The organism is Streptomyces goshikiensis (assembly GCF_014650555.1).
GTDB lineage: Bacteria > Actinomycetota > Actinomycetes > Streptomycetales > Streptomycetaceae > Streptomyces > Streptomyces goshikiensis.
In genome coordinates, this window is record NZ_BMVE01000011.1 from 125,627 (window position 1) to 151,117 (window position 25,491).

Genomic DNA, 25,491 nt, shown 5'->3' on the forward strand with positions numbered 1-25,491 from the left:
CAGCGGCGTGAGCGTGCGAGTGACAGCGGCACAAGGCGGCGTGGACCCCTTCGGCACGGCCCGGCTGCGGCGCGGGGTGCTCGACACGTGGGGCGCGGGCCCGGCCCGGTTCCGCGAGGACGCCAACGCCGAGGAGGACCTGGCGCTCGGCGGCTACCGGGACCGGCTGGTGGTCGAGCTGGCGCAGAACGCCGCCGACGCGGCCGCCCGGGCCGGGGCGGCGGGGCGGATGCGGCTCACCCTGCACCCCGGTGACGGCGGGCACGCGGTGCTGGCCGTCGCCAACACCGGTGCCCCGCTGGACGCGACGGGCGTGGAGTCGCTGAGCACCCTGCGCGCCTCCGCCAAGCGGGAGCCCTCGGCTCCGGGCACCGGGACCGGCTCCGGCGCCACCGTCGGCCGGTTCGGCGTCGGCTTCGCCGCCGTCCTCGCCGTGTCCGACGAACCGGCGGTCCTCGGCCGCCACGGCGGGGTCCGCTGGTCCCTCGCCGAGGCCCGCGAACTCGCCCGCGACGCCGCGGGCGGCAGCCCCGGCCTCGGCGACGAGCTGCGCCGCCGCGACGGCCACGTCCCGCTGCTGCGCCTGCCGCTGCCCGCCGAGGGCACCGCGCCCGAGGGGTACGACACGGTCGTGGTCCTCCCGCTGCGCGACGCCGCCGCCGAGGACCTGGCGGAGCGGCTGCTGGCCGGCATCGACGACGCGCTGCTGCTCACCCTGCCCGGGCTGTGCGAGGTCGTCGTCGACACCCCGGCCGGCGGCACCCGGACGCTGCGGCGCCGCGAGGAGGGCCCGTACACCGTCATCGAGGACTCCCGCACCGGCACCCACCGCTGGCGCACCGTCCGCCACAGCGGCGCCATCGAGCGCGCCCTGCTCGCCGACCGCCCGGTCGAGGAGCGGCTGCGCCCCGTCTGGACGGTGTCCTGGGCGGTCCCCGTCGACTCCGACGGCGCGCCCGTCCGCCCGGCCACCGCGCCCGTGGTGCACGCGCCGACCCCGACCGACGAGCCCCTCGGCATCCCGGCGCTGCTCATCGCGACCCTCCCGCTGGACACCGCCCGCCGCCACCCCGCGCCGGGCCCGCTCACCGACTTCCTGGTGGAGCGCGCGGCGGACGCCTACGCCGAACTCCTGGGCGTCTGGGAGCCGGTGAGCACCGCGCTCGTGGACCTCGTACCCGGGCCGCTCGGCAAGGGCGAGCTGGACGGGGCCCTGCGCGCGGCGGTGCTGCAGAGGCTGCCCCGGACGGCGTTCCTCGCGCCGGCGGCGCCCGCCGCGCCCGCCGCGCCCGGCTTCGACACCGACGCCGGCACCCACGCCGGGCCCGACTCCGCGTCCGACACCGAGCGCGACGGCCGCGCCGCCCTGCGCCCCTTCGAGGCGGAGGTGGTCGAGGGCGCGGGCGCCGACACCGTACGGGTCCTCGCGGAGGTGCTGCCGACCCTGCTCCCGGCCGGGCTGGAGCGGCGCTCCGAGCTGCGCGCCCTGGGCGTGGGCCGGCTCCCGCTGGGCGACGCCATCGAGCGGATCGCCGGCATCGAGCGCACCCCGGACTGGTGGCACCGGCTCTACGACAGCCTCGCCGGGGTGGACCCGGACCGGCTGTCCGGGCTCCCGGTGCCGCTCGCCGACGGCCGGACCGCGATCGGGCCGCGGCACCTGCTGCTGCCCGGCGCGGACACCCCGGAGAGCCTGGCCCGGCTGGGGCTGAAGGTGGCCCACCCGGACGCCGCGCACCCGCTGCTGGAGAAGCTGGGCGCGCTCCCGGCGACGCCCCGCGCGGTCCTGACGACCCCGCAGGTACGGGCGGCCGTCGCGGCCTCGCTGGACGCGGGGGAGATCTGGGACGAGGACGCCCTCGACGCCGACGAGCTGGCCGAGGTGGTGCTCGCCCTGGTGCGGGGCGCCGGCCTGGCCCCCGGTGACGAGCCCTGGCTGGGCGCGCTGGCCCTCCCCGACGAGGACGGCGAGCTGACCCCGGCGGGCGAACTCCTGCTGCCGGGTTCCGCGTTGGCCTCGGTGGTGCGGGAGGACGAGATCCCGTACCTGGACGCCGAGCTGGCCGCCCGCTGGGACGCGGACACGCTCACCGCCGTGGGCGTACTGGCCGCCTTCCAGCTGGTCCGCGCCACCGACGTGGTCCTCGACCCGGACGAACTGGAGCCCCGTGACGGCGACTTCGCCGAGCCGGACGACGCGGGCCTGCTGGACGCGGTGGACGTGTGGTGCGAGGACCTCCTGGACCAGCTACCTCAGACGCCGGTGCCGCCGGTGGCCACGGAGCTGATCGCCGTCCGCGACCTCGACCTCGTCGACGACGACTGCTGGCCGCAGGCGCTGGCCATGCTGGCGCAGCCGCCGCTGCGCGACGCGCTGACCCAGCCCGTACGGATCCTGCTGCCGGACGGCACCACCCGGTCGGTGCGCTCGTACACCGCCTGGTGGCTGCGCGACCACCCGGTGCTCGACGGCCGCCGCCCGGCCGGGCTGCGCGCGGCGGGCGGGGACCCGCTGCTGGCGGGCCTGTACACCCCGGCGGACGCCACCGGCTTCGAGGACGAGCAGGTCCTGCGGGCGCTGGGCGTACGCACCTCGGTGGCGGCGCTGCTGGAGGAGCCCGGCGGCGCGGCCGAGCTGCTGGGCCGCCTCGCCGACCCGGACCGCGAGGTGTCCGACCGGCAACTGCACGCCCTGTACGGGGCGCTGGCCGACCTGGATCCCGAGCAGGTGACCCTCCCGGACGAGCTGCGGGCGGTGGTCGACGGGGAGGTCCGCGTGGTGGACGCGGCCGACGCGGTCATCGCGGACGCCCCGGACCTGCTGCCGCTGACGGCGGGGCTGGCGCTGCTGCCGGTCGCCCCGGAGCGGGCGGCGGACCTGGCGGAGCTGCTCCAGGTGCGGCGGCTGTCGGAGACGGTCCCGGCGCAGGTCACGACGCCGGGCGAGGAGCACGACGTACCGGAGGCGGTGCGGGTCCTGCTGGGCGCGGCGACGCCGGTGACGTACCTGGAGCACGAGGAGCTGATCGCGGGCGGCGTCGAGCTGGACTGGCGCCGCGCCCCGGACGGCACCCTGCACGCGGCCACCCTGGAGGGCGTGGCGGCGGGCCTGGCGTGGGCGGCGGGCCAGTGGCCGCGCCGCTTCGAGGTGGCGGCGCTGCTGGAGGACCCCTCGCGCACGGCGGAACTGGCCCGCGACCGCTGGTTCGACTGACCGGCGCGAGCCCGGGGCGCGTGGCGCGTGGCGCGGCCCGGGTACCCGGCGCGGGCCTCGGGGCGCGGGCTCGGGGCGCGGGCTCGGGGCGCGGGCTCGGGGCGCGGGCTCGGGGCGCGGGCTCTACGGTGCGGGCTGCGGGGTCAGCAGCGCGTCCGCGACGGCCGTCCGGGCGTAGAGCACCGAGCGGCCGTTGCGGTGCCCGGTGACCAGGCCGGCGTTGCGCAGTGCCGTGAGGTGCTGGGACACCCCGGCGACGGACAGCCCGCAGCTGCGGGCGAGCTGGGTGGTGGAGGCGGGGACGTCGAGCTCGGCGAGCAGCTGCGCGCGGGAGCGGCCGAGCACGGCGGCGACCGCCTCGGCGGCCGGGCCGGGCGAGCGCGGCTCCCACAGGGCGCCGATGCCCCGGGCCGGGTACGCCAGTTGGGGCGGCTCGGGCGGCACCGAACGGGTCAGTACACGGGGCCAGGCGAAGGCGGAGGGCACCAGCAGCAGCCCCGCTCCCGTCTGGTCCCGGGTCAGCCGGCACTGCCTGCGCACCACGTGCAGGATTCCGGCCTCCCAGCGGACCGATGCGTGGAGCTCGTTCAGTACGTGGGCGGAACCGTGCTCGGCGACCTGCCGGGCGCGGTGGAACACATCGGCCTCCAGCAGCTGGCGCACCCGCGGCCAGTACGGGGCGAGGGCCAGCTCCCAGTACGTCTCGATCTCCGCGGCCACCTTCTCCAGCGCCGCCTCGGGCTCCTCGTGGAGCAGCCTGTACCGGGGCGAGGGGCCGGACTTGCGCACGAGCGTGGCGAGGTCGGCGTGGACCTGCTCCGGGGTGCTGCGGCGGATGGCGGCCAGCTCGTCGGCGAGTGCGGGGAAGGGCCCGGCGGGGGTGGGGTTCAGGAAGTCGGCGAGATAGCCGCCGCCGGGGACGAGGGCGGCCAGCCAGCCCCGGTCCAGGCCGGCGCGCAGCAGCCGCGGGCGCACCTGCGCGGCCCAACGGCGGTGCAGCGGCGGCTCGGTGGGATCCTTCAGCAGCCGGAAGCTGGTGACGACCTCCCACATCGGGGAGACCGCGAACCTGGTCTGCGCCAGATCCGCCGCGGAGAAGCTCAGTTCGGATTCCATGCCGCCCCCGGTGACTCGTTGGATTCGGTCTGAGCTTAATCAATTGGGGGCCGGGGCAGTGGGCCGCAGGCTCCTGCCATGCCCTCCACCTTCCGCGGACTACCGCCCACCGTCTGGACGCTCTTCGCCGGCACGATCGTCAACCGCCTCGGCCACCTGGTCACCCCGTTCCTGGTGTTCCTGCTGGCCGACCGGGGCGTCACCGGCCCCGAGACCTCGTACGTCCTCGGTGCGCTCGGGGCCGGCAACCTGCTCGGCCCGGCGCTCGGCGGGGTGCTCGCCGACCGGATCGGCCGCCGCCCGACCATGCTGATCGGGCTCCTCGGCGCGGCGGCCGCCCAGGGCGCGCTGTTCCTCGCCCCCGGACTGTGGACGATGGCGGCGGCCGCGCTGCTGCTCAGCGTCGCGTCGGCGACGGTCGGCCCCGCCGCGTACGCGCTGATGGCCGACTCGGTGGACCCGGAGCGGCGGCGGAGCGCGTACGCCCTGTTCGGCTGGGGCGTCAACATCGGCACCGCCGTGGCGGGCGTGCTCGGCGGCTTCCTCGCGGCGCACGGCTACTGGCTGCTCTTCGCCGTCGACGCGGGAACCCTGCTGGTCTACGCGACGGTCGTGGCGACCCGGCTGCGCGAGCCGGCCCGCGTCCCCGCCCCCATCCCCACAGCCTCCCCCGCCGCCGCCGGCGCCCCCGCAGCCGCAGCCCCGGGCGCGGAGTACACCGGCATCGGCTACGGGGTCGTCTTCCGCGACCGGCTGATGCTCGCCCTGCTCCCGCTGTTCGGCATCCAGCTGTTCGTGTACTCGCTGACCGAGGTCGCGCTGCCGCTGGCGGTGCGCGACAGCGGCCTCTCCCCCGCCGTGTACGGGGCGATGGCGGCGGTCAACGCCGTGCTGGTCGTGGCGCTCCAGCCGGTGGTGACGGCCCGCCTCGACCGGCTCCCGCAGCTCCCGGTGCAGGTGGCAGGCAGCGTGCTGATCGCCGCCGGGGTGGCGCTGACCGGCCTCGCGGACTCCGTCGCCGGGTACGCGGCGTCGGTGGTCGTCTGGTCCGTCGGCGAGGTGGTGGTCGCCGGGATCGCGGTCTCGGTGGTCGCCGGCCTCGCCCCGGCCGCCGCGCGCGGCCGCTACCAGGGCGCCTTCGGCTGGACCTGGGGCGTCGCCCGCTTCTGCGCCCTGACCCTGGGCGTCACCCTCTACACCGGGGCCGGTGCGGCGGCCCTGTGGTGGACGGCCCTGGTGGCCGGCGTCCTCTCGGCGGCCGCCACCCTGGCGCTGCGCACCCGCGTCGCGGCCCGTACGGCCCACGGCCTCGCGGCGTGACGCCCTGAGCACCCGGGCGCACCCGGGAGGAGACGGTCCGGACCGCGCGGGGGCACGGCCCGGCCCGTCTCCTCCCGGGTGCGCCCGCTCAGGCGGGGAACCTGTGGTTGACCCAGCGGAAGGTGATCTCGATGAGGAACGCCGCGAACGCCGCGATGGCGACCGCCGTCCACGGCATCGTCGTACCGATCAGCTTCAGCTCGAAGAACGTCTGAAGCCAGGGCACGGCCAGCACGATCAGGAACGCCAGCCCCATGGCCCCGACCAGCCCGACCCGCCACCACGTGTACGGGCGGGCGATGATCGCCAGGACCCACATCGAGGTCAGGAACAGCGTCAGCGTCGCCGCGCTGGACTCGGCCTCCAGGGCTCCGGCGCCGGTGTAGTGGTGGCGGGCCACCAGGTACGTCACGAAGGTGGCCACCGCCGCGATGACCCCGCCGGGGATCGCGTACCGCATGACCCGCTTCACGAAGTGCGGCTTCGCCCGCTCCTTGTTCGGGGCCAGGGCCAGGAAGAACGCGGGTACGCCGATGGTCAGCGTGGACAGCAGCGTCAGGTGGCGCGGGAGGAACGGGTACTCCACCTGGAAGCAGACCACCAGGATGGCCAGCAGCACCGAGTACACCGTCTTCGTCAGGAAGAGGGTGGCGACCCGGGTGATGTTGCCGATGACGCGCCGGCCCTCGGCGACCACCGAGGGCAGCGTCGCGAAGCTGTTGTTGAGGAGGACGATCTGCGCGACCGCGCGGGTGGCCTCGGAGCCGGAGCCCATCGAGACGCCGATGTCGGCGTCCTTGAGGGCGAGGACGTCGTTGACGCCGTCGCCGGTCATCGCGACGGTGTGGCCCCGGGACTGGAGGGCCGCGACCATGTCCCGCTTCTGCTGCGGGGTGACCCGGCCGAACACCGCGTTCCCGTCGAGGGCCTCGGCCATCTCGGTCCGCTCGGTGGGCAGCTTCCGGGCGTCGACCGTGTTCTCGGCGCCCGGCAGGCCGAGCTTTCCGGCCACCGCGCCGACGGAGATCGCGTTGTCGCCGGAGATGACCTTCGCCCGGACGTTCTGGTCCTCGAAGTAGCGCAGCGTGTCGGCGGCATCGGGGCGCAGCCGCTGCTCCAGGACGACGAGCGCGGCCGGTTTCACACCGGTGGCGACGGCCGCGTCGTCGAGTTCGCGTCCGGAGCGGGCGAGCAGCAGGACGCGCAGGCCCTGCTCGTTGAGGCCGTTGATCTCGTCGAGCGCCGGGTCCCCGGCGGGCAGCAGCACGTCGGGGGCGCCGAGCAGCCAGGTGGAGTTCTCGCCGTCGCCCTCGCTGAAGCTGGCGCCGCTGTACTTGCGGGCGGAGGAGAACGGCAGCGACTCGGTGCAGCGCCAGTCCGCGCTGTCGGGGTAGGCGTCGATGATGGCCTGGAGGCTGGCGTTGGGGCGCGGGTCGGACTCGCCGAGCGCGCCGAGCACCTTCTTCACGTACGCGGGTTCCGCGCCGCCGAGGGCCCGCAGTTCGGTGACGTCCATGCCGCCCTCGGTGAGGGTGCCGGTCTTGTCGAGGCAGACGACGTCGACGCGGGCGAGGCCCTCGATGGCGGGCAGTTCCTGCACCAGGCACTGTTTGCGGCCGAGCCGGACGACGCCGATGGCGAAGGCGACGGAGGTGAGCAGGACCAGGCCCTCGGGGATCATCGGGACGATCCCGCCGACGGTACGGGCGATGGAGTCCTTGAGGTTGTTGTCCTTGACGACGAGCTGGCTGATGATCAGGCCGATCGAGGTCGGGATCATCATCCAGGTGACGTACTTGAGGATGGTGGAGATGCCGGAGCGCAGCTCGGAGTGGACGAGCGTGAACCGGGTGGCCTCCTCGGCCAGCTGGGCGGCGTAGGCCTCGCGGCCGACCTTGGTGGCGGTGAAGGCGCCGCCGCCGGCGACGACGAAGGAGCCGGACATGACGGGGTCGCCGGGCTTCTTCAGGACGGGGTCAGCCTCGCCGGTGAGCAGGGACTCGTCGATCTCCAGGCCGTCGGCCTCGCCGACGGTGCCGTCGACGACGACCTTGTCGCCGGGGCCGAGTTCGATGACGTCGTCGAGGACGATCTCGGAGGTGGAGATCTCGGCGGTCGTGCCGTCGCGGCGGACGCTGGGTTTGGCCTCGCCGATGACGGCGAGCCCGTCCAGGGTCTTCTTGGCGCGCAGCTCCTGGATGATGCCGATGCCGGTGTTGGCGACGATCACGTAGCCGAAGAGGCTGTCCTGGATCGGCGCGACGATGAGCATGATCACCCACAGGACGCCGATGATGGCGTTGAACCGGGTGAAGACGTTGGCGCGGACGATGTCGGAGGTCGAGCGGCTGCTGCGGACGGGGACGTCGTTGACGTCGCCGCGGGCGACGCGCTCGGCGACCTCGGCGGTGCTCAGCCCGCCGGGCCTGAACCGCGGCGCGGGCGGCCGGACGGGGTGTACGGGGTCGAGCTCGGCTCCGGCGTCGATGGCGCCGGAGCCGCCGCGCGACTCGGGCCCGTCGGGTCCGTCGGATTCGATCTTCGCCCGCTGCGTCATGCTTTCGACGTTAAAGGGGCTCGGGGCGCTTCACCCGCCGAGATGTCCGAATATCCGACTTCGGGATGAGCCGAATCGTTCCCGGGTAGCGCCCCCCGGGCGGACGGGTTAGCCCTGCGCCGGGCCGGCGCCGGTCTCGGGCCCGGAGGGGCCGGAGGAGCCCGCCGGCCCCGGCTGCGCTCCCCGCGCGGCCAGCGCATCGGCGTGGCGCGCGAGGGCCGCCTCGCGGCCGCGGACGTACCAGAGGCCGATCAGGCCGAGGACGCCGCCGGCCGCGCAGCACCAGACCCACCACAGCAGGTCCCGGTCGGCGAACCACCCGTAGAAGGGGAGCTGGACGACGAAGAGGGCGAACCAGACGATCGTGCCGCCGGTGACGGTCGCGACGACGGGGCCCTCAAGGGGCTCGGGCGCCTCGTGCTTCGCAGTCCATTTCGCCATGCCCTCAAGTCTAGGTGCGCGCGAACGGGGTCTACGCGCGGAGATGGACGGCCTTTCGTTCATGTGTTCATACTGAAACGGTTTGGGCGTGGCCCAATTTCTTCGTATGAACACCCCAATGAGGACGTTGAGGACCGTATGAGCACGTCGGCCCCCGCCCCCGCCACCGCGGAATCGCCCCAGCCCTCCGGCCCCCAGGGCACCTCCGGACTGGACCGCTACTTCAAGATCTCCGAGCGCGGTTCGACCGTGGGCCGCGAGTTCCGCGGCGGTCTGGCGACCTTCTTCGCGATGGCCTACATCATCGTGCTGAACCCGATCATCCTCGGCAGCGCCAAGGACATGTACGGGCACCAGCTCGACGGCGGCCAGCTCGTCACCGCCACCGTCCTGACGGCGGCGTTCTCCACGCTCCTCATGGGCGTCATCGGCAACGTCCCGATCGCGCTCGCGGCCGGCCTCGGCGTCAACACCGTGGTCGCGCTCCAGCTGGCCCCCCGGATGAGCTGGCCCGACGCCATGGGCATGGTGGTCCTGGCCGGCCTCGTGGTGATGCTGCTGGTCGCCACCGGCCTGCGCGAGCGGGTCATGAACGCCGTCCCGCTCGGCCTGCGCAAGGGCATCGCGATCGGCATCGGCCTGTTCATCATGCTGATCGGCCTGGTCGACTCGGGCTTCGTCACCCGCATCCCGGACGCCGCGCACACCACGGTCCCGCTCCAGCTCGGCTCCGACGGCCACCTGCACGGCTGGCCCGTCCTGATCTTCGCCGTCGGCGTGCTGCTGACCCTGGCGCTGCTGATCCGCAAGACGCCCGGCGCGATCCTGATCTCCATCGTGGCCATGACCGTCGTCGCCGTCGCCGTCCAGCTGATCGTCCAGCTGCCCGACACCGGCTGGGGCCTGACCGTGCCCGAGTGGCCCGGCAACCCGGTGGCCGCGCCCGACTTCGGGCTCGTCGGCCAGGTCAGCCTGTTCGGCGGCTTCGACAAGGTCGGGGTGCTGACCGGGGCCCTCTTCGTCTTCACCGTGCTGCTGTCCTGCTTCTTCGACGCGATGGGCACCATCCTCGGCGTCGGCGACGAGGCCAAGCTGATCGAGCGCGACGGCACCTTCCCCGGCATCAACAAGGTCCTGCTGGTCGACGGCCTCGCCGTCGCCTCGGGCGGCGCGACCTCCTCCTCCGCCACCACCTGCTTCGTGGAGTCCACGGCCGGTGTCGGCGAGGGCGCCCGTACCGGCCTGGCGAACGTGGTCACGGGCGGCCTCTTCGCCGTGGCGCTGTTCCTCACCCCGCTCGCCACGATGGTCCCGTCGCAGGCGGCCACCCCGGCGCTCGTGGCGGTCGGCTTCCTGATCCTGGCGGGCTCGGTCAGGGACATCGACTGGAGCGACCTCACGATCGCCGTCCCGGCCTTCCTGGCGATGGTGATGATGCCCTTCACCTACTCGATCACCAACGGCATCGGCATCGGCTTCATCAGCTTCAGCGTGCTGCGCCTGGTGACGGGCCGGGGCCGTGAGGTCCCCGTGGCCATGTACATCGTGTCGGCGGTGTTCGTCTTCTACTACGCGATGCCCGCGCTGGGCCTCACATAAGGCCGTAGAACTTCTCCGTCTCGTCGACGGAGGACTTGAACCGCTCGTCGAAGTCATCGCGAATGAGCGTCCGGACGACATAGTCCTGGACGCTCATTCCGCGTTTGGCGGCATGGTGGCGGAGCCGCTCCAGCAGCTCCCCGTCTATGCGCATGCTCAGCACATGTGTCCCCATGCCGAAAGAGTCGGGGCACAGGGCGTGGGCGCGTGCCGCTTTCCCGAACCCACTCACCCGTACGAGTGATGAGGGTCTCCCCGGGCAGGGCTCAATCCGTTTTCCTTAGCTAGGGTAATGAGTTACTCTAAGGACATGCGTGACCTTTCCCATGGCGACGACGCTGCCGCCGTGAACGATCTCCGCTCCGCCGTCATGCGGCTGGGCCGGCGCCTGAAGCACCAGCGCGTCGACGAATCGCTGAGCCCGACCGAGATGTCGGTGCTCGGCACCCTTGCCCGTTGCGGCCAGGCCACCCCCGGTGAGCTGGCCCGACGCGAACACGTACAGCCGCCTTCGATGACGCGGATCGTCGCGCTGCTCGAAGCCAAGGGACTGGTCACGCTGGAGCCGCACCCCGACGACCGCCGCCAGAAGGTGGTCCGCCAGACCGAGGAAGCCGAGGCGATGCTCGAAGAGAGCCGTCGCAAGCGCAACGCCTTCCTGGCCGGGCTCGCGGCCGAGCTGACCGAGGACGAATGGGCCAAGCTGCGCGCGGCCGCGCCCGTCCTGGAGAAGCTCGCGCACTTGTAACCGCAGACGCCAGGAGGCGAACCCTTTTGAGTACGGGATCCGGAGCAGACTCCGCCCCCGACCACACACCCGCTCCCAAGAATTCGATGTTCTCGTCGCTGAAGGTCCGTAACTACCGGCTCTTCGCGACGGGCCAGGTGGTCTCGAACACGGGCACCTGGATGCAGCGCATCGCCCAGGACTGGCTGGTCCTCTCCCTGACCGGCTCGGCCTCCGCGGTCGGCATCACGATCGCCCTGCAGTTCCTCCCGATGCTGCTGTTCGGCCTCTACGGAGGCGTACTCGCCGACCGGCTGCCCAAGCGGCCGCTGCTGATCGGCACGCAGACCGCGATGGGCCTGACCGGCCTCGCGCTCGCCGCGCTCACCCTCGCCGGCCACGTCCAGGTCTGGCACGTCTACCTCGCGGCCTTCCTGCTCGGCCTCGTCACCGTCGTGGACAACCCGGCCCGGCAGACGTTCGTCTCGGAGATGGTCGGCCCGGCGCAGGTCGCCAACGCGGTCAGCCTGAACTCCGCCAACTTCCAGTCCGCGCGGCTGGTCGGCCCGGCGCTGGCCGGCGTGCTGATCACCGCCGTCGGCTCCGGCTGGGCCTTCCTGCTGAACGGGCTGTCCTTCGCCGCCCCGGTCGCGGGCCTGCTCATGATGCGGGTGCACGAGCTGTACCCGGTGCGGCCGCGGCCGCGCGCCAAGGGGCAGCTGCGCGAGGGCCTGCGCTACGTCGCCGGGCGCCCCGAGCTGATCTGGCCGATCGTGCTGGTCGGGTTCATCGGGACGTTCGGGTTCAACTTCCCGATCTGGCTCTCGGCGTACGTCAGCGACGTGTTCCACGGGGACGCGGGCACCTACGGCCTCTTCAACACCCTGATCGCGGCGGGCTCCCTGGCGGGCGCGCTGCTGGCGGCGCGGCGCGGCCACTCGCGGCTGCGGCTGCTGGTCGCGGCGGCGGCGCTGTTCTCCGCGCTGCTGGTGGTGACGGCCTTCGTCCCCGACTTCTGGCTGTTCGCGGCGCTGCTGGTGCCGATCGGGATGTTCGGGCTGACGGTGAACGTGACCGCCAACTCCAGCGTGCAGATGGCGACCGACCCCGAGATGCGGGGACGGGTCATGGCGCTGTTCATGATGGTGTTCACCGGCGGCACCCCGCTGGGGGCCCCGCTGGTGGGCTGGATCACGGACACCTACGGCGCGCGGATCGGCATGGCGACGGGCGGCCTGATCTCCCTCGCCGGCGCCCTGACGATCGCGGTGATCCTCTCCCGCGTCGGCAACCTGCGCCTGCGCGTCTCCCGCCACCACGGCCTCGCCCTGGTCCCCCGCACCCCCACCCTCGCCCGAGCCGCCTGACCCGGCGGGGGTGGCTAGGGTCGGGGGATGAGACTCTTCGCCGCCGTGTTGCCGCCGGCGCGGGCCGTGGACGAGCTGCGCGAGGCCGTGCGGGCGCTGCCCGCGGACGGCCGGCTGCGGTGGACCGGGGAAGCCGGGTGGCACTTCACGCTCGCCTTCATGGGCGAGGTCGACGACCGCGTCCTGCCCGACCTGCGGGAACGGCTGCGCCGGGCCGCCGCGCACACCGACCCCTTCGGGCTCCGGCTGCACGGCTGCGGGCACTTCGGCGACCGCGCCCTCTGGGCCGGGGCCGCCGGGGAGCTCGACTCGCTCCGGATGCTCGCCGAGCGCGCCGACGCGGCCGCCCGCCGGGCCGGGGTGCCCATGGAGCAGCACCGCCGCTACACCCCGCACCTCACCCTGGCCCGCTGCCGCGAGGCGGTCGACCTGCGCCCGTACCTCGAAGCGCTCGGCCCCTTCGAGGGGACCCGCTGGCAGGTCGGCGAGCTGAGCCTGGTCCGGAGCAACCTGCCCGTCTCCGGGGTCCCGGGCGAGCGGCCCCGCTACGAGGTCGTCGCCGCCTGGCCCCTCGGCGGCGGGGCGTAGGCCGCGCCTCGCGACCGGCCCGGCCCCCTCCGTACGGGGGGCCGGGCCGGTCGCGTTAGGCTCGACGGGTGGACCCCAAGACCAGAAACCGTGTCATGGCCGGTGTGCTCGTACTGATGTTCGTCGTCGTGGCGGTGGCCGCCGCCGTCGGGCAGTAGCCGGCCCCGCCCCTACCAGGCGAAGGCCTCCGGCGACGGCCCCGGACCGGGGAAGATCTCGTCCAGGCCCGCCAGGACCTCCTCGGACAGCTCCAGCTCCACCGCCCGCAGCGCGGACGCGAGCTGCTCCGGCGTACGCGGGCCGACGATCGGTCCCGTCACCCCCGGCCGGGTCAGCAGCCAGGCCAGTGCCGCCTCGCCCGGCTCCAGGCCGTGCTTGGCCAGCAGGTCCTCGTACGCCTGGACCTGCGCGCGTACGGAGCTGTTCGCCAGCGCGTCCGCCGAGCGCCCGGAGGCCGTCCGGCCGGATTCGGCCGCCTTGCGGATCGCGCCGCCCAGCAGGCCCCCGTGCAGCGGGGACCACGGGATCACACCGAGCCCGTACGCCTCGGCGGCCGGGATGACCTCCATCTCCGCGCGCCGCTCCGCGAGGTTGTAGAGGCACTGCTCGCTGACCAGCCCGAGCCGGCCGGACCGGGCGGCCGTCTCGTTCGCCTGGGCGATCTTCCAGCCGGGGAAGTTGGAGGAGCCCGCGTAGAGGATCTTGCCCTGCTGGACCAGGACCTCGATGGCCTGCCAGATCTCCTCGAAGGGCGTCCGGCGGTCCACGTGGTGGAACTGGTAGACGTCGATGTGGTCGGTGTTCAGCCGCTTCAGGCTGGCGTCGACGGCCCGCCGGATGTTCAGCGCCGACAGGCGGTCGTAGTTGGGCCACGACTCGCCCTCGGCGGCCATGCTCCCGTAGACCTTGGTGGCGAGGACCGTCTTCTCGCGGCGGCCGCCGCCCTGGGCGAACCAGGTGCCGATGATCTCCTCGGTGCGGCCCTTGTTGCCGCCCCAGCCGTAGACATTGGCGGTGTCGAAGTAGTTGATGCCGGCGTCGAGGGCGGAGTCCATGATGGCGTGGCTTTCGGACTCCCCGGTGAGGGGGCCGAAGTTCATGGTGCCGAGTACGAGTCGGCTGACCTTGAGACCGGTGCGTCCGAGCTGTGTGTACTTCATGGGCCACTAGCCAACTGCCTGGAGTGCGCTCCAGGCAAGGGCCCCCTGCGAACGGCGTGTTACGCGTCCCGGTCCGGCCGGTACGGCGCCCCGATGCCCCACGCCTGGTGCAGGACCGAGGCGAACTCCCCGGCGATGCGGTGCTCTCCGGAGGCGTTGGGGTGCGTGCCGTCGTAGGTGTCGTGGTGGATCTCGTACGAGGACGGCCGCGCGCCCAGCAGGATCGGCGAGGCGTCCGTGCTCAGGTCGGCGGCGGCCTTGGCGAGGAGTTCGTTGAAGCGGGTGACCTCGGCGGCGAAGGGCGCGTCGGACTCGGCGCGGACGTTCGGGATGACGGGGAGCAGGACCATTCGGATGCCGGGGCGGCCGGCGCGGGCCTCCTCGACGAAGCGGCGGACGTTGGCGGCCGTCTGGGGGGCGTCGGTGTAGAAGCCGAGGTCGATGAGGCCGAGGGAGACGAGCAGTACGTCGGCCTTGCCGGCGCGGGCGGCGGGCCCGATCAGGGGGACCATGTGCTGCCAGCCCTCGCCCCAGCCGGCGAGGTGGCGGCGGGCGTGGTCCGGGAAGCCGGGCTCGGCGTACTCGTGGCTGGTGGGGGCGTCGGCGAAGGTGTCGTACACCTCGCAGCGCGGGCCGACGATCTTGTACGGGCCGCCGAAGGTCGCGTTGAGGTGCTGCCACATCCGGTAGCGCCAGGTGTAGTCGCCGGCGCGTCCGATGGTCATGGAGTCGCCGACGAACATGAAACGCATCCCGTCATCATCGCGGATCGCGCGGCGTGGGCCGCTGTGATGCCGGACACGCGGAGCGTGCTGGCAGGCTTGGGTCATGCGCCTGCTCCCGCCGCCCACCGCGTTCTCCGCCGCCGTCGTCTCCGCCGCCGTCTCCGCCGCCGTCGTCGTACTGCTGCCGGTGGCCCCGGCCTTCGCCGCCACGGGCGGCCCGTCGGGCTCCGCCTCGTCGGGGTTCACCATCACCGACCCCCGGATCAAGGAGTCGAGCGGGCTCGCGGCCAGCCGGATCCACCCGGGCGTCTACTGGACGCACAACGACAGCGACGACGGCCCGTACGTCTACGCGGTGGACTCGGCGACCGGGAAGACGGTGGCGCGGGTGACGCTGACGGGCATCGGGAAGCCGCGCGACGTCGAGGCGATCTCGCTGGGGCCGGACGGGGCACTGTACGTCGGCGACATCGGGGACAACCGGGACGGCACCTGGGACCACGTGTGGATCTACCGGTTCCAGGAGCCGAAGCAGCTGGGCGACACCACGGTCAAGGCGGAGCAGTTCACGGTGCGGTACGAGGACGGCCCGCGGAACGCGGAGGCGCTGATGGTGCATCCGGTGACGGGGCGGGTGTACATCGGGAGCAAGAGCGAGGACAAGGGCGGGCTGTACGAGGGCCCGGAGAAGCTGTCCGCCTCGGGCACGAACGTGTTCCGCCGGGTCGCCGGCCTGCCGTGGGTGACGGACGGGGCGTTCTCTCCGGACGGCAAGCGGCTGACGGTACGGGGCTACTTCCTGGCCCGGACCTACCCCTGGAAGGACGGGCGGCCGCAGGGCGAGGGGGAACGGATCGACGCGCCGTGGCAGGGGCAGGCGGAGTCCGTGACGTACACGGCCGACGGCTCCGCCCTGATGTTCGGGGCGGAGGGCGCGGCGAGCCGGGTGGTGGCGGTCCCGGTGCCGGGGGCCGGGGGCGGGACCGGGACCGGGGCGTCGGGTGGTGCGGACGCCCCCACGGGTGCGGGCGGCGGTCAGGCGGACGGCCCGTCGCCTGCCGGGGGCAGCTTCACCAAGGGCGCCCTCGTGCTGGCCGGAGCCACGGCCGCGCTCTTCGCCGCGAAGCGGCTCTTCCGGCGCCGCCCCAAGCCGTGACCCGCGGGGCGGGGCGGGGAGGGACTCCCCGCCCCGCCCTTTCGCGGTTTCCCGGGCGCCGGCGGGGCCGGAAGAGCCGGCCGCGCCCGAGGGGGCTACTCGTCCGTGACCGGGATCGGCTGGACCGGGACCGGGAACGGGATCGGCGGGGCCGGAGCCGGAGCCGGGTCCGCGGCCGGGGCCGAGTTCGGGGGCGGGGTCATCGAGGAGAGGAGCTGGCGGGCCAGGCCCAGGCCGGTGCCGCCCATGGTGAGGGCCTTCGCGAACATCTCCGACATGCCCTCGGCCCCGTTGAGCAGGACCATGTGCTCGACGTTGCCGAAGGCACCGGCTCCCGCCTGCACGATCGCCGGCCAGTTCTCCGCCAGCTGCTGCGCGACCACCGCCTCCTGGTTCTCGGCCAGCGCCGCGGCCCGCGCCTTGATCGCGTCCGCCTCCGCCAGACCCTTCGCCTTCGCCGACGCCGCCACCGCGAGGCCCTTCGCCTGCGTCGCCGCCGCTTCCGCCTCGCCCGTCGCCCGGGTCGCCTTCGCCGCCGCGAGGCCCCGCGCCTCGGTCGCCGACGCGTCGGCCGTCGCGGCCGTCGTCACCCGGGTGGCCTCCGCGGCCGCCGCGAGCTCCGTCTCCTTCGCCTTCGCCTGCGCCGCCGAGATCCGCGCGTCGCGCTCCGCCTCGGCCCGCGTCCGCGTCTCGTACGCCGCCGCGTCCGCCGGCTTGCGCACGTCCGCCTGGAGCTGCTGCTCGCGCCGGTGCGCCTCCAGCTCCGCGACCCGCGTCTCCTGGACGACCACCTCCTGCTTCGCGGCCGCCTCCGACAGCGGGCCGGCCTGCCGGGCGGTCGCCGCCGCCTTGTCCCGCTCGGCCTGGTAGCCCGCCTGGAGGATCTCGCTGTCGCGGGTGGCCTCCGCCATCCGCGCGAACGCCGTCTGCTCCGCCTCCGTCGCCAGCCGGTTCGCCTCGGCCTGCGCGATGCGCGCGTCCCGCTGCACGGCCGCCGCGTGCGGCATCGCCAGGTTCTTGATGTATCCCGTCGGGTCCTCGATCTCGTGGATCTGGAGCGAGTCCACGATCAGGCCGAGCTTCTCCATCTCCGTACCGCAGGCCGCCCGGGTCTGCCCGGTCAGCTTCTCGCGGTCCCGGATCATGTCCTCGACCGTCAATCCGCCGACGATCGAACGCAGATGGCCCGCGAAGACGATGTGCACCCGCTCCGGCATCATCTTCTGCTGGTCCAGGAAGCGGCGGGCCGCGTTCGCGATCGACACGAGGTCGTCGCCGATCTTGAAGATCACGACGCCCTTCACCCGCAGCGGGATGCCCTGGTGCGTCACGCAGTCCACGTTCAGCTGGGTCTCGTTGAGGTCCAGCGACAGTTTCCGTACCGCCTGCACGCCCGGAAGCACCAGCGTGCCGCGCCCGGTGACGATCCGGAAGCCCATGCCCTCGCCCAGACCCTCGGTCTTGTGCGTGGAACCGGAGATGACCAGCGCCTCGTTGGGCTCGGCCACCCGCCACATGAGCTTGAACAGGCCGATCAGAGCGGTGATGGCAGCGAGGACGATCCCCGCCACGACGCCGATAGCCATCGGCAACTCCCCCTTATCGCGGCGCCGTTCGGCGCCGACGAGGCGAGTGTGCGCCTGTCCCGGCATGCCGTGAAGACGTCGGCGGGATCTTGTCGCCATCTTGATACGCACAGGTGGGCGCGGCCGGGCGCGGGGTCTCAGCCGTCGTAGGCGGCCATCACGTACACCGTGCGCGGCGGGAGGTACTCGACGACCGTCACCACCGTGCCCACGGGCAGCCGGTCCGGGCCCGAACCGGGTGCCGGGTGGGCCAGGAAGTGCTCGGCCCCGCCCCGGATCCGCACGATGACCTCGCCCACCAGGCCCGGTCCGACCGTGCCGGTCACCCGGCCGGTCATGCCGATCATGTCCTCGTCCCCCATGGGCCGAGGGTAACGGCCCGGGCCCGTCCGGGCTCCTCCTAGGAGTGGCCCAGGTCGGCGGCCGGCAGGTCCGAGACCGGCACCGAACCCGTGTCCCCGGCGGGCGCCGGCCGCAGCGGGAACTCGTCGGTGGCCATGGAGTCCAGGACCGGCGGGGCGGGCCGCGGCGGCTTCGGCATGACCGCGGCCTCCGAGTGGCCGCCACAGCCGTACGAGAGCGACACGAGGCGGCCGTCGGCCGGGCTGAACTCGTTGGCGCAGACACCGAAGGCCTGGCCCAGCGAGCCGCCGATCGCGACGAGGAAGCCGCAGGAGACGCAGGAGGCGGGGGCCGCCTGCGCCATCGGGGTCTTCGCGCCGAACGACTCGTCCCAGCGGTCGGCCGCGCTGTGCAGCCCGTAGCGGGACAGGACGCGGGCGCGCCGCATGCCGAGTTCCTCGGCGACGGCGGCGATGGAGCCGCGCACCGGCACCACGGTGCGGTCCGTGACGTCGGCGTCCTCCGCCTCGACCAGTTCGGCCATCTCGGTGGAGACGACGGAGTTCGGCGGCGGGACGTCCTCGCCCGACCAGCCCGCCTCCAGGCGCAGGTCCTCGGCGTCGGTGGGGAGCAGGTCGCCGGGGCCCATGTCACCCGGGCGCAGCCGCTCGCTCCACGGCACCCATTCGGGGGCCAGCAGGGCGTCGTCGCCGGGCAGCAGCACCGTTTCGTTGAGGGTGACGAGCTTCGCGCGGGACGCGCGGGTCACGGTGACGGCCCAGCGCCAGCCCCGGTAGCCGGGGTCCTTGCACTCGAAGAGGTGCGTGACGACCCGGTCGCCCTCCGCGATCGCGGAGACATGCTCGCCCACCACTCCGGGAGCAGCGGCTTCCTCGGCCGCCGTGCGGGCGAGGTCTACCGCCTCGGCGCACAGGCGGTCGGGGGTACGGCTTCGCGTCGTCGCAGCACTCACAGGTCTCGTTCTCTCCTACGCCGTCTCACGAGTGCGCCGTCCGTACTGTCGTCCTGAACGACCCGTCGGTCCTGTCCGTACGAGGCGCGGGCGGAGCGGACCAGAGGGCCGCGTCGACGTCCGCACCCGATCGGCCTCGGGCGCACCCACCTGCGATCCATTCTGCGGGATCACGAAGAGGCGCGCGGCCAAGAGCAACCGCCGGTGGCGCGCTACGCACGCTACCTCCTCCGGCGCCTTCGGCCCACATGCAAGGTCCGATTCGCGGACAAGCCGGTGGCCCGAGGGGCTTCCGGACGCGCCGGAACGGCCCCGGGACGGGTCCGCGCGACCCGAGTGGGGCACTATGTCGAGTGTGGCACCCGTACGGTCGTCCGACGACGGCTCGGGACCGGCCAAGAGGGCCGGCCGGGCCGTCGGGCGTGCCCTGCACCTCCCCATCACCGGTACGGCGCGCGGGATCCGGCGGGCCACGCACGCGCACGGGGCCGGTGAGTCGGGCCTCGGCAGGCTGATCGAACTGCACGCGATCAACGGCGCCGGCGATGTGATGATCACGGTGGCGCTGGCCTCGACGGTGTTCTTCTCGGTGCCCACGGACGAGGCGCGCGGCCGGGTGGCCCTGTACCTCGCGATCACGATGGCCCCCTTCACGGTGCTGGCCCCGGTCATCGGCCCGCTGCTGGACCGGCTGCCGCACGGGCGGCGCGCCGCGATGGCGGCGGCGATGCTGGCGCGGGCGCTGCTCGCGCTGATGATGTCGGGCGCGGTCGCCACGGGCGGGCTGGAGCTGTACCCGGCGGCGCTCGGGGTGCTGGTGGCGTCGAAGGCGTACGGGGTGGTGCGCAGCGCGGTGGTGCCGAGGCTGCTCCCGCCGAAATTCTCACTCGTCAAGGCGAACTCGCGGGTCACGCTGGCCGGGCTGCTGGCGACGGGCGCGGCGGCGCCGGTCGCCGCCGGGCTGCACACGATCGGGCCCCCGTGGCCGCTGTACGGGGCCTGCGTGATCTTCGTGTGGGGGACGTTCGCGGCGTTCTCGCTGCCGCCCAAGGTGGACGACGCGAAGGGGGAGAGCCGGGCGCGGCTCTCCACGCACGAGGCGCACTCGCGGCGGCCGGGGCTGCGGACGGTGTCCCCGTCGGTGCTGTGCGGGCTGCTGGCGAACGCGGCGATGCGGATGCTGTCGGGGTTCCTGATCTTCTTCCTGGCGTTCCTGCTGCGGGAGCACCCGCTGGCGGGGCAGAGCGCGGCGGTGTCGCTGGGCATCGTGGGCGTGTCGGCGGGCGTGGGCAACGCGTGCGGGACGGCGGCGGGGGCGTGGCTGCGGGCCCGCGCCCCGGAGGTGATCATCGCGGCGGTGCTGTCGATGACGCTGGGCGTCGCGGTCCTGGCGGCGGTGTTCTTCAGCGGGCCGCTGGTGGCGGTGCTGGGCGCGACGGCGGGGTTCTGCCAGGCGCTGGCGAAGCTGTCGCTGGACGCGATGATCCAGCGGGACGTGCCGGAGGCGGTGCGGACCTCCGCGTTCGCCCGTTCGGAGACGCTGCTGCAGATGGCGTGGGTGCTGGGCGGGGCGATCGGCATCGTCCTGCCGCTGAACGGGGTCCTCGGGATGTCCGTCGCGGCGGCCATCGTCGCCCTGGGCACGACGATGGCCCTGCGCGGCCTCATCGCGGCCCCCCGGGGCCCCCACCCGTCCTCCCCACGGCCCCGCGTGGCCTGACGCGGGGGCCGTCCGGGCGTACTCCCCGCGACCCTGGACGGCCTGACGCGGGGGCCGTCCGGGCGCCCGTCTGACACGCCCGGGGGCGCCGCGCCGGGGGTCGGAGGACCCCGTGCGGCGGGGGAGGGGGGTGGCCCGATAGCCTTCGGCTCATGACCGCACCGCTTTTCTCGGGTAGGGGCCGCCGCAGCGTCGCGGCCCTCGGAGCCGTGTCCGCCGGCCTCCTCCTCCTCTCCGCCTGTGACAAGCCGACGCCGCTGGCGACCGTGACGGTCGGCACCTCGTCGGTGTCCGCCGAAGCCGCCTGCCAGGGCAACGGCAAGGAGCTCACCATGGACAAGGTCCAGGAGTGCTTCACGAACCACACCGACGCCAAGACGATCGAGTACGCGCGTGGCGACACGCTCCGCCTCGGTGTCGAGCCGGAGGTCGTGGAGGACGGCAGCAAGTGGCAGGCGGTCCTGGACGGGCAGCCCATCACCGAGCCCTCCTCGAACACCTACCGCAGCTTCCCGGGCGCCGACCTGTTCGCCACCGGCGGCCAGGGCGAGGCCCCGTCCTCGAAGAAGCTCTCCTTCGTCCAGGTCTCCGAAGGCGGCAAGCCCCAGGCCGTCTGGAACTTCACCGTCAAGCTCAAGTAACCCGGCGGCGGCAACGGTGCGCGCGCTCATCGTGACCGCGGTGGCGGCGGAGGCAGACTCCGTCGCCGCCGGTCTCACGCCTCCTCATCAGGACCCGGTGACCCCGGAGCCGCGCACCCTGCCCGGCGGGTACCGGATCTCGCGCCGCGACCTGCCCGGTCTCGCCGCCGACGTGCTCGTCGGCGGGGTCGGACCGGCCGCCGCCGCGGCCGCCACGGCCACCGCGCTCGCGCTGGCCGACTACTCCCTCGTCATCTCCGCCGGCATCGGCGGCGGGTTCGCCCCCGCCGCCCCGCCCGGCTCGCTCGTCGTCGCCGACGCCCTCGTCGCCGCCGACCTGGGGGCGGAGGGACCCGACGGGTTCCTGTCCGTCGACGCGCTCGGCTTCGGCCGCAGCGTGCACCTGCCCCCCGCCGAGCTCGCCGCCCGCGCCGCCGAGGCGACCGGCGGCCTGCTGGCACCCGTACTCACCGTCTCGACCGTCACCGGCACCGCCGCCCGCGCCGCCGAGCTCGCCGCCCGGCACCCCCTCGCCGGGGCCGAGGCCATGGAGGGCTTCGGGGTGGCGGAGGCCGCCGCCGCCCACGGGCTGCCCGTACTGGAGATCCGCGCCGTGTCCAACGCCGTCGGCCCGCGCGACCGCGACGCCTGGCGGATCGGGGACGCGCTGGCCGCGCTGGCCGGCGGATTCCGCGTCCTGGGACCCGTACTCGTCCACTGGGGAGGACAGCATGAGCAGCAGCGACAGCACCACGGGTGAGCCGGAGCCGCTCCGCATCGCCTATTCGCCGTGTCCCAACGACACCTTCGTCTTCGACGCGTGGGCGCACGGCCGGATCCCCGGCGCGCCCGCCCTCGACGTCACCTTCGCCGACATCGACCTCACCAACGGCATGGCGGAGCGCGGCGAACTCGACGTCCTGAAGGTGTCGTACGCCGTACTGCCCTGGGTGCTGGAGGAGTACGCGCTGCTCCCCTGCGGCGGCGCGCTCGGCCGGGGCTGCGGACCGCTGGTGCTCACGCGCGAGCCCGGGCTCGACCTCACCGGCAAGACCGTCGCGGTGCCCAGCGAACGCTCCACCGCCTACCTGCTGTTCCGGCTCTGGGCGGCGGACGTGCTGCCCGGCGGCGTCGGCGAGGTCGTCGTGCTGCCGTTCCACGAGATCATGCCGGCGGTGCGCGACGGCCGCGTCGACGCCGGACTCGTCATCCACGAGGCCCGGTTCACCTACCAGGACTACGGGCTGCACTGCCTGGCCGACATGGGAGAGCACTGGGAGGCCACCACCGGCCTGCCGATCCCGCTCGGCGCGATCATCGCCAGGCGCTCGCTCGGCGCCGAGACCCTGCGCGCGCTGGCCGAGTCGGCCCGGACGTCGGTGCGGATGGCCTGGGACGACCCCGAGGCCTCGCGCCCGTACGTCCGCGAGCACGCGCAGGAGCTGGACCCGGCCGTCGCCGACCAGCACATCGGGCTCTACGTCAACGAGTTCACCGCCGGCCTCGGTGACGCCGGCTACGCGGCCGTCCGCGGGCTGCTGACCCGCGCCGCCGCCGAGGGACTGGTTCCGGCCATCGCGCCGGACGCGCTGGCCTTCCCGTAGGCCGCGGGGACGCGCGTACGACGGTGCCCCGCCCCTCCGGAGAGGGACGGGGCACCGTCGTACGGGGGTGCGCGCCGCTCAGACGTCGAGCTGGTCGGCGACCGCGCGCAGCATGCCGGCGATCTTCCCGCCGTGCGCCTTGTCGGGGTAACGGCCCCGCTCCAGCTGCTGCGTGACGTTCTCCAGCAGGGTCGTGAGGTCCTGCACGATCGAGGCGAGCTCGTCCGGCTTGCGGCGCTGCGCGGCCGCGACGGACGGCGCCGGGTCCAGGACCGTCACCGAAAGCGCCTGGTCACCACGCTGGCCGGCGACCACACCGAATTCGACGCGCTGACCGGGCTTGAGCGCGTCCACCCCGTCGGGGAGCACCGACGAGTGGACGAAGACGTCGCCGCCGTCGTCGCGGGAGAGGAAGCCGAAGCCCTTCTCGCTGTTGAACCACTTGACCTTGCCGGTAGGCACGTCCGTCCTCTGTCCTTGTGCTCGTCGGGTCCGGTTCGCCGCCCTGGCGGCTCCGGATAGCAGCACAGCGGGTCACCGACCCGCCACACCTCCAGGCTAATGGTCCTCAGGCGCGTGACAAGTCGTTACCCGGTCCTTCGCGGTCGACCGCTTCGGCCAGGGAACTACCCTGGTGGGGTGACTGTTACTCCTCAGACCGACGAAGCACGGCCCGGCGACGCGCTGGTCCGGGCCGGCGGCGTGGTGTTCATCGTCGGCGCCGTGGCGACCCTGGCGACGATGGCCCCGCTGTTCCTCGACATCGACCCGTTCCCCTCGTACGCGTGGGCCGTGTGCATGCTCATGGGCGTCGGCTTCGCCGTCTCGGCGGCGGGCGTGCTGCGCTCCGCCTCGGCGCAGCGCAGGGCCGCCAAGGCGTCGCAGGGTTCCTAGGCCCTGCCCTGCCGTCAGACCTCGCGCGTACGGACGTACTCCGCGAGCCACGCCGGCAGCGCCGTGAGGTCCGGCAGCACCACGTCCGCGCCCGCCGCCAGCAGCTCCGGCTCCGGGCACGGCCCCGTCGGGACGGTCACCGACACCGCGCCGGCGGCCCGGGCCCCGCGTACGTCGCCCACGTGGTCGCCGACGTAGACCTGCGCCCCGTACTCGCGCAGCGCGCCCGCCTTGGCCTCCGCCCACAGCCAGCCGATGACGGCGTCCGGCTCGATGCCGAGGTGCTTGAGGTGCAGGCGGGCGTTGGGCTCGTGCTTGGCCGTGACCACGATCGCGCGGCCGCCGAGCGCCTGGACCGCCTCGATCGCCTCTCGGGCGCCGGGCATCGCGGGCGTCGGGTCGATGGCGTACGCCGGGTACATCGCCCGGTAGCGGTCCGCCATCGCCGGGATCTCCGCCTCCGGGAACCAGTACGCGAGCTCCTCGTCCAGCGGCGGACCGAGCCGTGTGATCGCCTGCTCGGCGTCGATGAACGTACCGGTCTCGGCCGACAGGGCCTCGTAGGCGGCCTTGATGCCCGGCCGCGAGTCGATGAGGGTCATGTCGAGGTCGAAGCCGACCGTCAGCGGCGCGGCGGTGGTCTCGGCGGTGGTCTCGGGGCTCAGGGTCATACCGGCCATTGTGCCCAGCCGGGCCCGCGGACCGGGAACGTGGATCGAGCCCCGCCTTACCGGAAGGTGAAATCCGCTGCCGCGCGGGCCCCGGAGGAGTCAGCGGCGGCGGGCCCGCCAGACCAGGTAGAGGGCCGAGGCCACACCGGCCCCGCGGGCCAGCCACGGCCACATGCCCGGGAGGACCTCCGAGAGGCCGCCGTCGGGCAGCGGCTCGCCCCAGCGCCCGTTCTGGCGGCCCCACAGCCACACCACCGCGCCCGCGAACACCGCGCCCGGCAGGCCGAAGACGGCCACCTTCCGCTCCGTCGGCCCCAGCACCCGCGACGCGTACACCGCCAGCCAGCCCAGCCCGAGCAGCAGCCAGTACCCGCTCACCGCGCCCGCCACGAGGATCGCCGCCGCGAGCAGGAGGAACGCGTTCGCCTTCGGCCGCACGGCGGCGACGGCCACGGCGGCCCCGGCGGCTCCGGCGGCCCCCGCCGCCGCGCCCGGCTTCTTGCCCCCGCCCAGCCCCGCGCCCAGCCGCTTCCGCGCGAAGCGGGCCAGCCGCCGCCCCCGGGACGCCGCCGGCGCGGGCTCCGGCTCCGCGGCCGCCGCCGGCTCGTCCTCCTCCGGCTCCTTGAACAGGTCCGGGAGCTCGATGCCCCCCGCGAAGCCCTCCACCTGCGGCCCGCCCGCGCCGAACGGCCCCGGGGTGACGCGCCACCAGTCCGGCCCGGCCCCGCCCGACGGCCCGAGTTCGTCGAGCCCCGCCAGGTGCGGCGGCACGTTCACCGCCGCGCGGGCCCCCGGCGCCCGCTGGGCGGGAACCCCCGGCGCGGTGTCCGCGGCGGCCGGGTCCGACAGCGCGCCCAGCGTGTCCAGCACCTCCTCGGGCGTGCCGATGCGCTCCAGGATCTTCCGTACCGACGCCTGGGTCTCCGGTTCGTACTTGGCGCGCCGACGGTCGATCTCGTCCCGCAGCCCCGCCACCAGCCGCATCCGGTCACCGGCAGGCAGCTGCCGCCGCTGCGCCAAGTCCCCTACGCGGCTCAGATATTCGTAGACCAGCTGGTCGCTCTCGATCCCCATGCCCAGGCTCCTCCCG

At 74.0% G+C, this 25,491-nt stretch carries 24 protein-coding genes; 12 read left to right on the top strand and 12 right to left on the bottom strand.

The window, feature by feature from the left end:
- Positions 1-13 precede the first annotated feature (13 nt).
- On the top strand, positions 14-3,214 hold the full coding sequence (locus tag IE248_RS27185; RefSeq protein WP_373301636.1) for a sacsin N-terminal ATP-binding-like domain-containing protein: 3,201 nt from the start codon (positions 14-16) through the stop codon (positions 3,212-3,214).
- 123 nt (positions 3,215-3,337) lie between these two features.
- Here the strand turns inward: IE248_RS27185 and IE248_RS27190 are convergent, their stop codons facing one another.
- The gene (locus IE248_RS27190) at positions 3,338-4,330 is read right to left on the bottom strand and encodes an ArsR/SmtB family transcription factor (RefSeq protein WP_190032003.1); all 993 of its coding nucleotides are present in this window, start codon (positions 4,328-4,330) and stop codon (positions 3,338-3,340) included.
- Between the two features lie 78 nt (positions 4,331-4,408).
- On the opposite strand from IE248_RS27190, the gene IE248_RS27195 reads away from it, so the two are divergent.
- Positions 4,409-5,650 carry an MFS transporter gene (locus IE248_RS27195; RefSeq protein ID WP_190032004.1) on the top strand — a complete coding sequence of 414 codons (1,242 nt, stop codon included), beginning with the start codon at positions 4,409-4,411 and terminating at the stop codon, positions 5,648-5,650.
- Between the two features lie 88 nt (positions 5,651-5,738).
- Here the strand turns inward: IE248_RS27195 and IE248_RS27200 are convergent, their stop codons facing one another.
- Both IE248_RS27200 and IE248_RS27205 read right to left on the bottom strand, forming a co-directional pair.
- Positions 5,739-8,207 (bottom strand): HAD-IC family P-type ATPase, encoded by a 2,469-nt coding sequence (locus tag IE248_RS27200; protein ID WP_100582863.1) that lies wholly within the window; start codon positions 8,205-8,207, stop codon positions 5,739-5,741.
- Positions 8,208-8,315: 108 nt separating this feature from the next.
- Positions 8,316-8,648: a DUF2530 domain-containing protein gene (locus IE248_RS27205; RefSeq protein WP_190032005.1), complete on the bottom strand. Its 333-nt coding sequence runs from the start codon at positions 8,646-8,648 to the stop codon at positions 8,316-8,318.
- A gap of 138 nt (positions 8,649-8,786) precedes the next feature.
- On the opposite strand from IE248_RS27205, the gene IE248_RS27210 reads away from it, so the two are divergent.
- Positions 8,787-10,247: an NCS2 family permease gene (locus IE248_RS27210; protein ID WP_100582862.1), complete on the top strand. Its 1,461-nt coding sequence runs from the start codon at positions 8,787-8,789 to the stop codon at positions 10,245-10,247.
- On the opposite strand, the gene IE248_RS27215 is transcribed toward IE248_RS27210, so the two are convergent.
- Positions 10,240-10,422 carry a ribbon-helix-helix protein, CopG family gene (locus IE248_RS27215; protein ID WP_073799690.1) on the bottom strand — a complete coding sequence of 61 codons (183 nt, stop codon included), beginning with the start codon at positions 10,420-10,422 and terminating at the stop codon, positions 10,240-10,242. The two genes, IE248_RS27210 and IE248_RS27215, sit on opposite strands and share 8 nt — an antisense overlap.
- Before the next feature lie 135 nt (positions 10,423-10,557).
- On the opposite strand from IE248_RS27215, the gene IE248_RS27220 reads away from it, so the two are divergent.
- From IE248_RS27220 to thpR, 3 genes are all read left to right on the top strand, one after another.
- On the top strand, positions 10,558-10,995 hold the full coding sequence (locus tag IE248_RS27220; protein ID WP_073799612.1) for a MarR family winged helix-turn-helix transcriptional regulator: 438 nt from the start codon (positions 10,558-10,560) through the stop codon (positions 10,993-10,995).
- 86 nt (positions 10,996-11,081) lie between these two features.
- Positions 11,082-12,341, top strand: a complete 1,260-nt coding sequence (locus IE248_RS27225) for an MFS transporter (protein WP_308438187.1) — start codon at positions 11,082-11,084, stop codon at positions 12,339-12,341.
- Positions 12,342-12,368: 27 nt separating this feature from the next.
- Positions 12,369-12,929: an RNA 2',3'-cyclic phosphodiesterase gene (gene thpR, locus IE248_RS27230; RefSeq protein ID WP_008743881.1), complete on the top strand. Its 561-nt coding sequence runs from the start codon at positions 12,369-12,371 to the stop codon at positions 12,927-12,929.
- A 170-nt stretch (positions 12,930-13,099) separates the two neighbouring features.
- Here thpR and IE248_RS27235 read toward each other — a convergent pair whose 3' ends face one another.
- Together IE248_RS27235 and IE248_RS27240 are read right to left on the bottom strand one after the other, a co-directional pair.
- Positions 13,100-14,089 (bottom strand): aldo/keto reductase, encoded by a 990-nt coding sequence (locus tag IE248_RS27235; RefSeq protein ID WP_008743880.1) that lies wholly within the window; start codon positions 14,087-14,089, stop codon positions 13,100-13,102.
- Positions 14,090-14,148: 59 nt separating this feature from the next.
- Positions 14,149-14,841, bottom strand: a complete 693-nt coding sequence (locus IE248_RS27240; RefSeq protein WP_073799614.1) for a GDSL-type esterase/lipase family protein — start codon at positions 14,839-14,841, stop codon at positions 14,149-14,151.
- A 76-nt stretch (positions 14,842-14,917) separates the two neighbouring features.
- Between IE248_RS27240 and IE248_RS27245 the strand changes: the two genes are divergently transcribed.
- The gene (locus IE248_RS27245) at positions 14,918-15,970 is read left to right on the top strand and encodes a WD40 repeat domain-containing protein (RefSeq protein WP_190032007.1); all 1,053 of its coding nucleotides are present in this window, start codon (positions 14,918-14,920) and stop codon (positions 15,968-15,970) included.
- A 95-nt stretch (positions 15,971-16,065) separates the two neighbouring features.
- Here IE248_RS27245 and IE248_RS27250 read toward each other — a convergent pair whose 3' ends face one another.
- The 3 genes from IE248_RS27250 to IE248_RS27260 all read right to left on the bottom strand — a co-directional run bounded on the left by IE248_RS27250 (position 16,066) and on the right by IE248_RS27260 (position 18,871).
- Complete coding sequence (locus tag IE248_RS27250; RefSeq protein WP_100582859.1) at positions 16,066-17,556, bottom strand: flotillin family protein; 1,491 nt, start codon at positions 17,554-17,556, stop codon at positions 16,066-16,068.
- Between the two features lie 137 nt (positions 17,557-17,693).
- Positions 17,694-17,918, bottom strand: a complete 225-nt coding sequence (locus tag IE248_RS27255) for an NfeD C-terminal domain-containing protein (RefSeq protein ID WP_008743876.1) — start codon at positions 17,916-17,918, stop codon at positions 17,694-17,696.
- 38 nt (positions 17,919-17,956) lie between these two features.
- A complete protein-coding gene (locus IE248_RS27260; protein WP_073799617.1) occupies positions 17,957-18,871 on the bottom strand; it encodes a DUF3027 domain-containing protein in 915 nt (304 codons plus the stop codon).
- A gap of 346 nt (positions 18,872-19,217) precedes the next feature.
- Here IE248_RS27260 and IE248_RS27265 point away from each other — a divergent pair, with 346 nt between their 5' ends.
- The 4 genes from IE248_RS27265 to IE248_RS27280 all read left to right on the top strand — a co-directional run bounded on the left by IE248_RS27265 (position 19,218) and on the right by IE248_RS27280 (position 22,836).
- Positions 19,218-20,591 carry an MFS transporter gene (locus IE248_RS27265; RefSeq protein WP_008743874.1) on the top strand — a complete coding sequence of 458 codons (1,374 nt, stop codon included), beginning with the start codon at positions 19,218-19,220 and terminating at the stop codon, positions 20,589-20,591.
- A gap of 152 nt (positions 20,592-20,743) precedes the next feature.
- Positions 20,744-21,232 (top strand): hypothetical protein, encoded by a 489-nt coding sequence (locus IE248_RS27270; protein ID WP_037797807.1) that lies wholly within the window; start codon positions 20,744-20,746, stop codon positions 21,230-21,232.
- A 16-nt stretch (positions 21,233-21,248) separates the two neighbouring features.
- A complete protein-coding gene (locus tag IE248_RS27275; RefSeq protein ID WP_047960613.1) occupies positions 21,249-21,992 on the top strand; it encodes a futalosine hydrolase in 744 nt (247 codons plus the stop codon).
- Positions 21,964-22,836, top strand: a complete 873-nt coding sequence (locus IE248_RS27280) for a 1,4-dihydroxy-6-naphtoate synthase (protein ID WP_190032008.1) — start codon at positions 21,964-21,966, stop codon at positions 22,834-22,836. The genes IE248_RS27275 and IE248_RS27280 overlap by 29 nt, the downstream gene beginning before the upstream one ends.
- Positions 22,837-22,914: 78 nt before the next feature.
- Here the strand turns inward: IE248_RS27280 and IE248_RS38430 are convergent, their stop codons facing one another.
- Complete coding sequence (locus tag IE248_RS38430) at positions 22,915-23,298, bottom strand: cold-shock protein (RefSeq protein WP_037797809.1); 384 nt, start codon at positions 23,296-23,298, stop codon at positions 22,915-22,917.
- 177 nt (positions 23,299-23,475) lie between these two features.
- Here IE248_RS38430 and IE248_RS27290 point away from each other — a divergent pair, with 177 nt between their 5' ends.
- The gene (locus IE248_RS27290) at positions 23,476-23,730 is read left to right on the top strand and encodes a hypothetical protein (RefSeq protein WP_037797811.1); all 255 of its coding nucleotides are present in this window, start codon (positions 23,476-23,478) and stop codon (positions 23,728-23,730) included.
- Positions 23,731-23,744: 14 nt separating this feature from the next.
- On the opposite strand, the gene IE248_RS27295 is transcribed toward IE248_RS27290, so the two are convergent.
- Together IE248_RS27295 and IE248_RS27300 are read right to left on the bottom strand one after the other, a co-directional pair.
- Positions 23,745-24,410 (bottom strand): HAD family hydrolase, encoded by a 666-nt coding sequence (locus IE248_RS27295; protein WP_373301630.1) that lies wholly within the window; start codon positions 24,408-24,410, stop codon positions 23,745-23,747.
- 90 nt (positions 24,411-24,500) lie between these two features.
- Complete coding sequence (locus IE248_RS27300; protein WP_190032009.1) at positions 24,501-25,475, bottom strand: hypothetical protein; 975 nt, start codon at positions 25,473-25,475, stop codon at positions 24,501-24,503.
- Between the last annotated feature and the right edge of the window lie 16 nt (positions 25,476-25,491).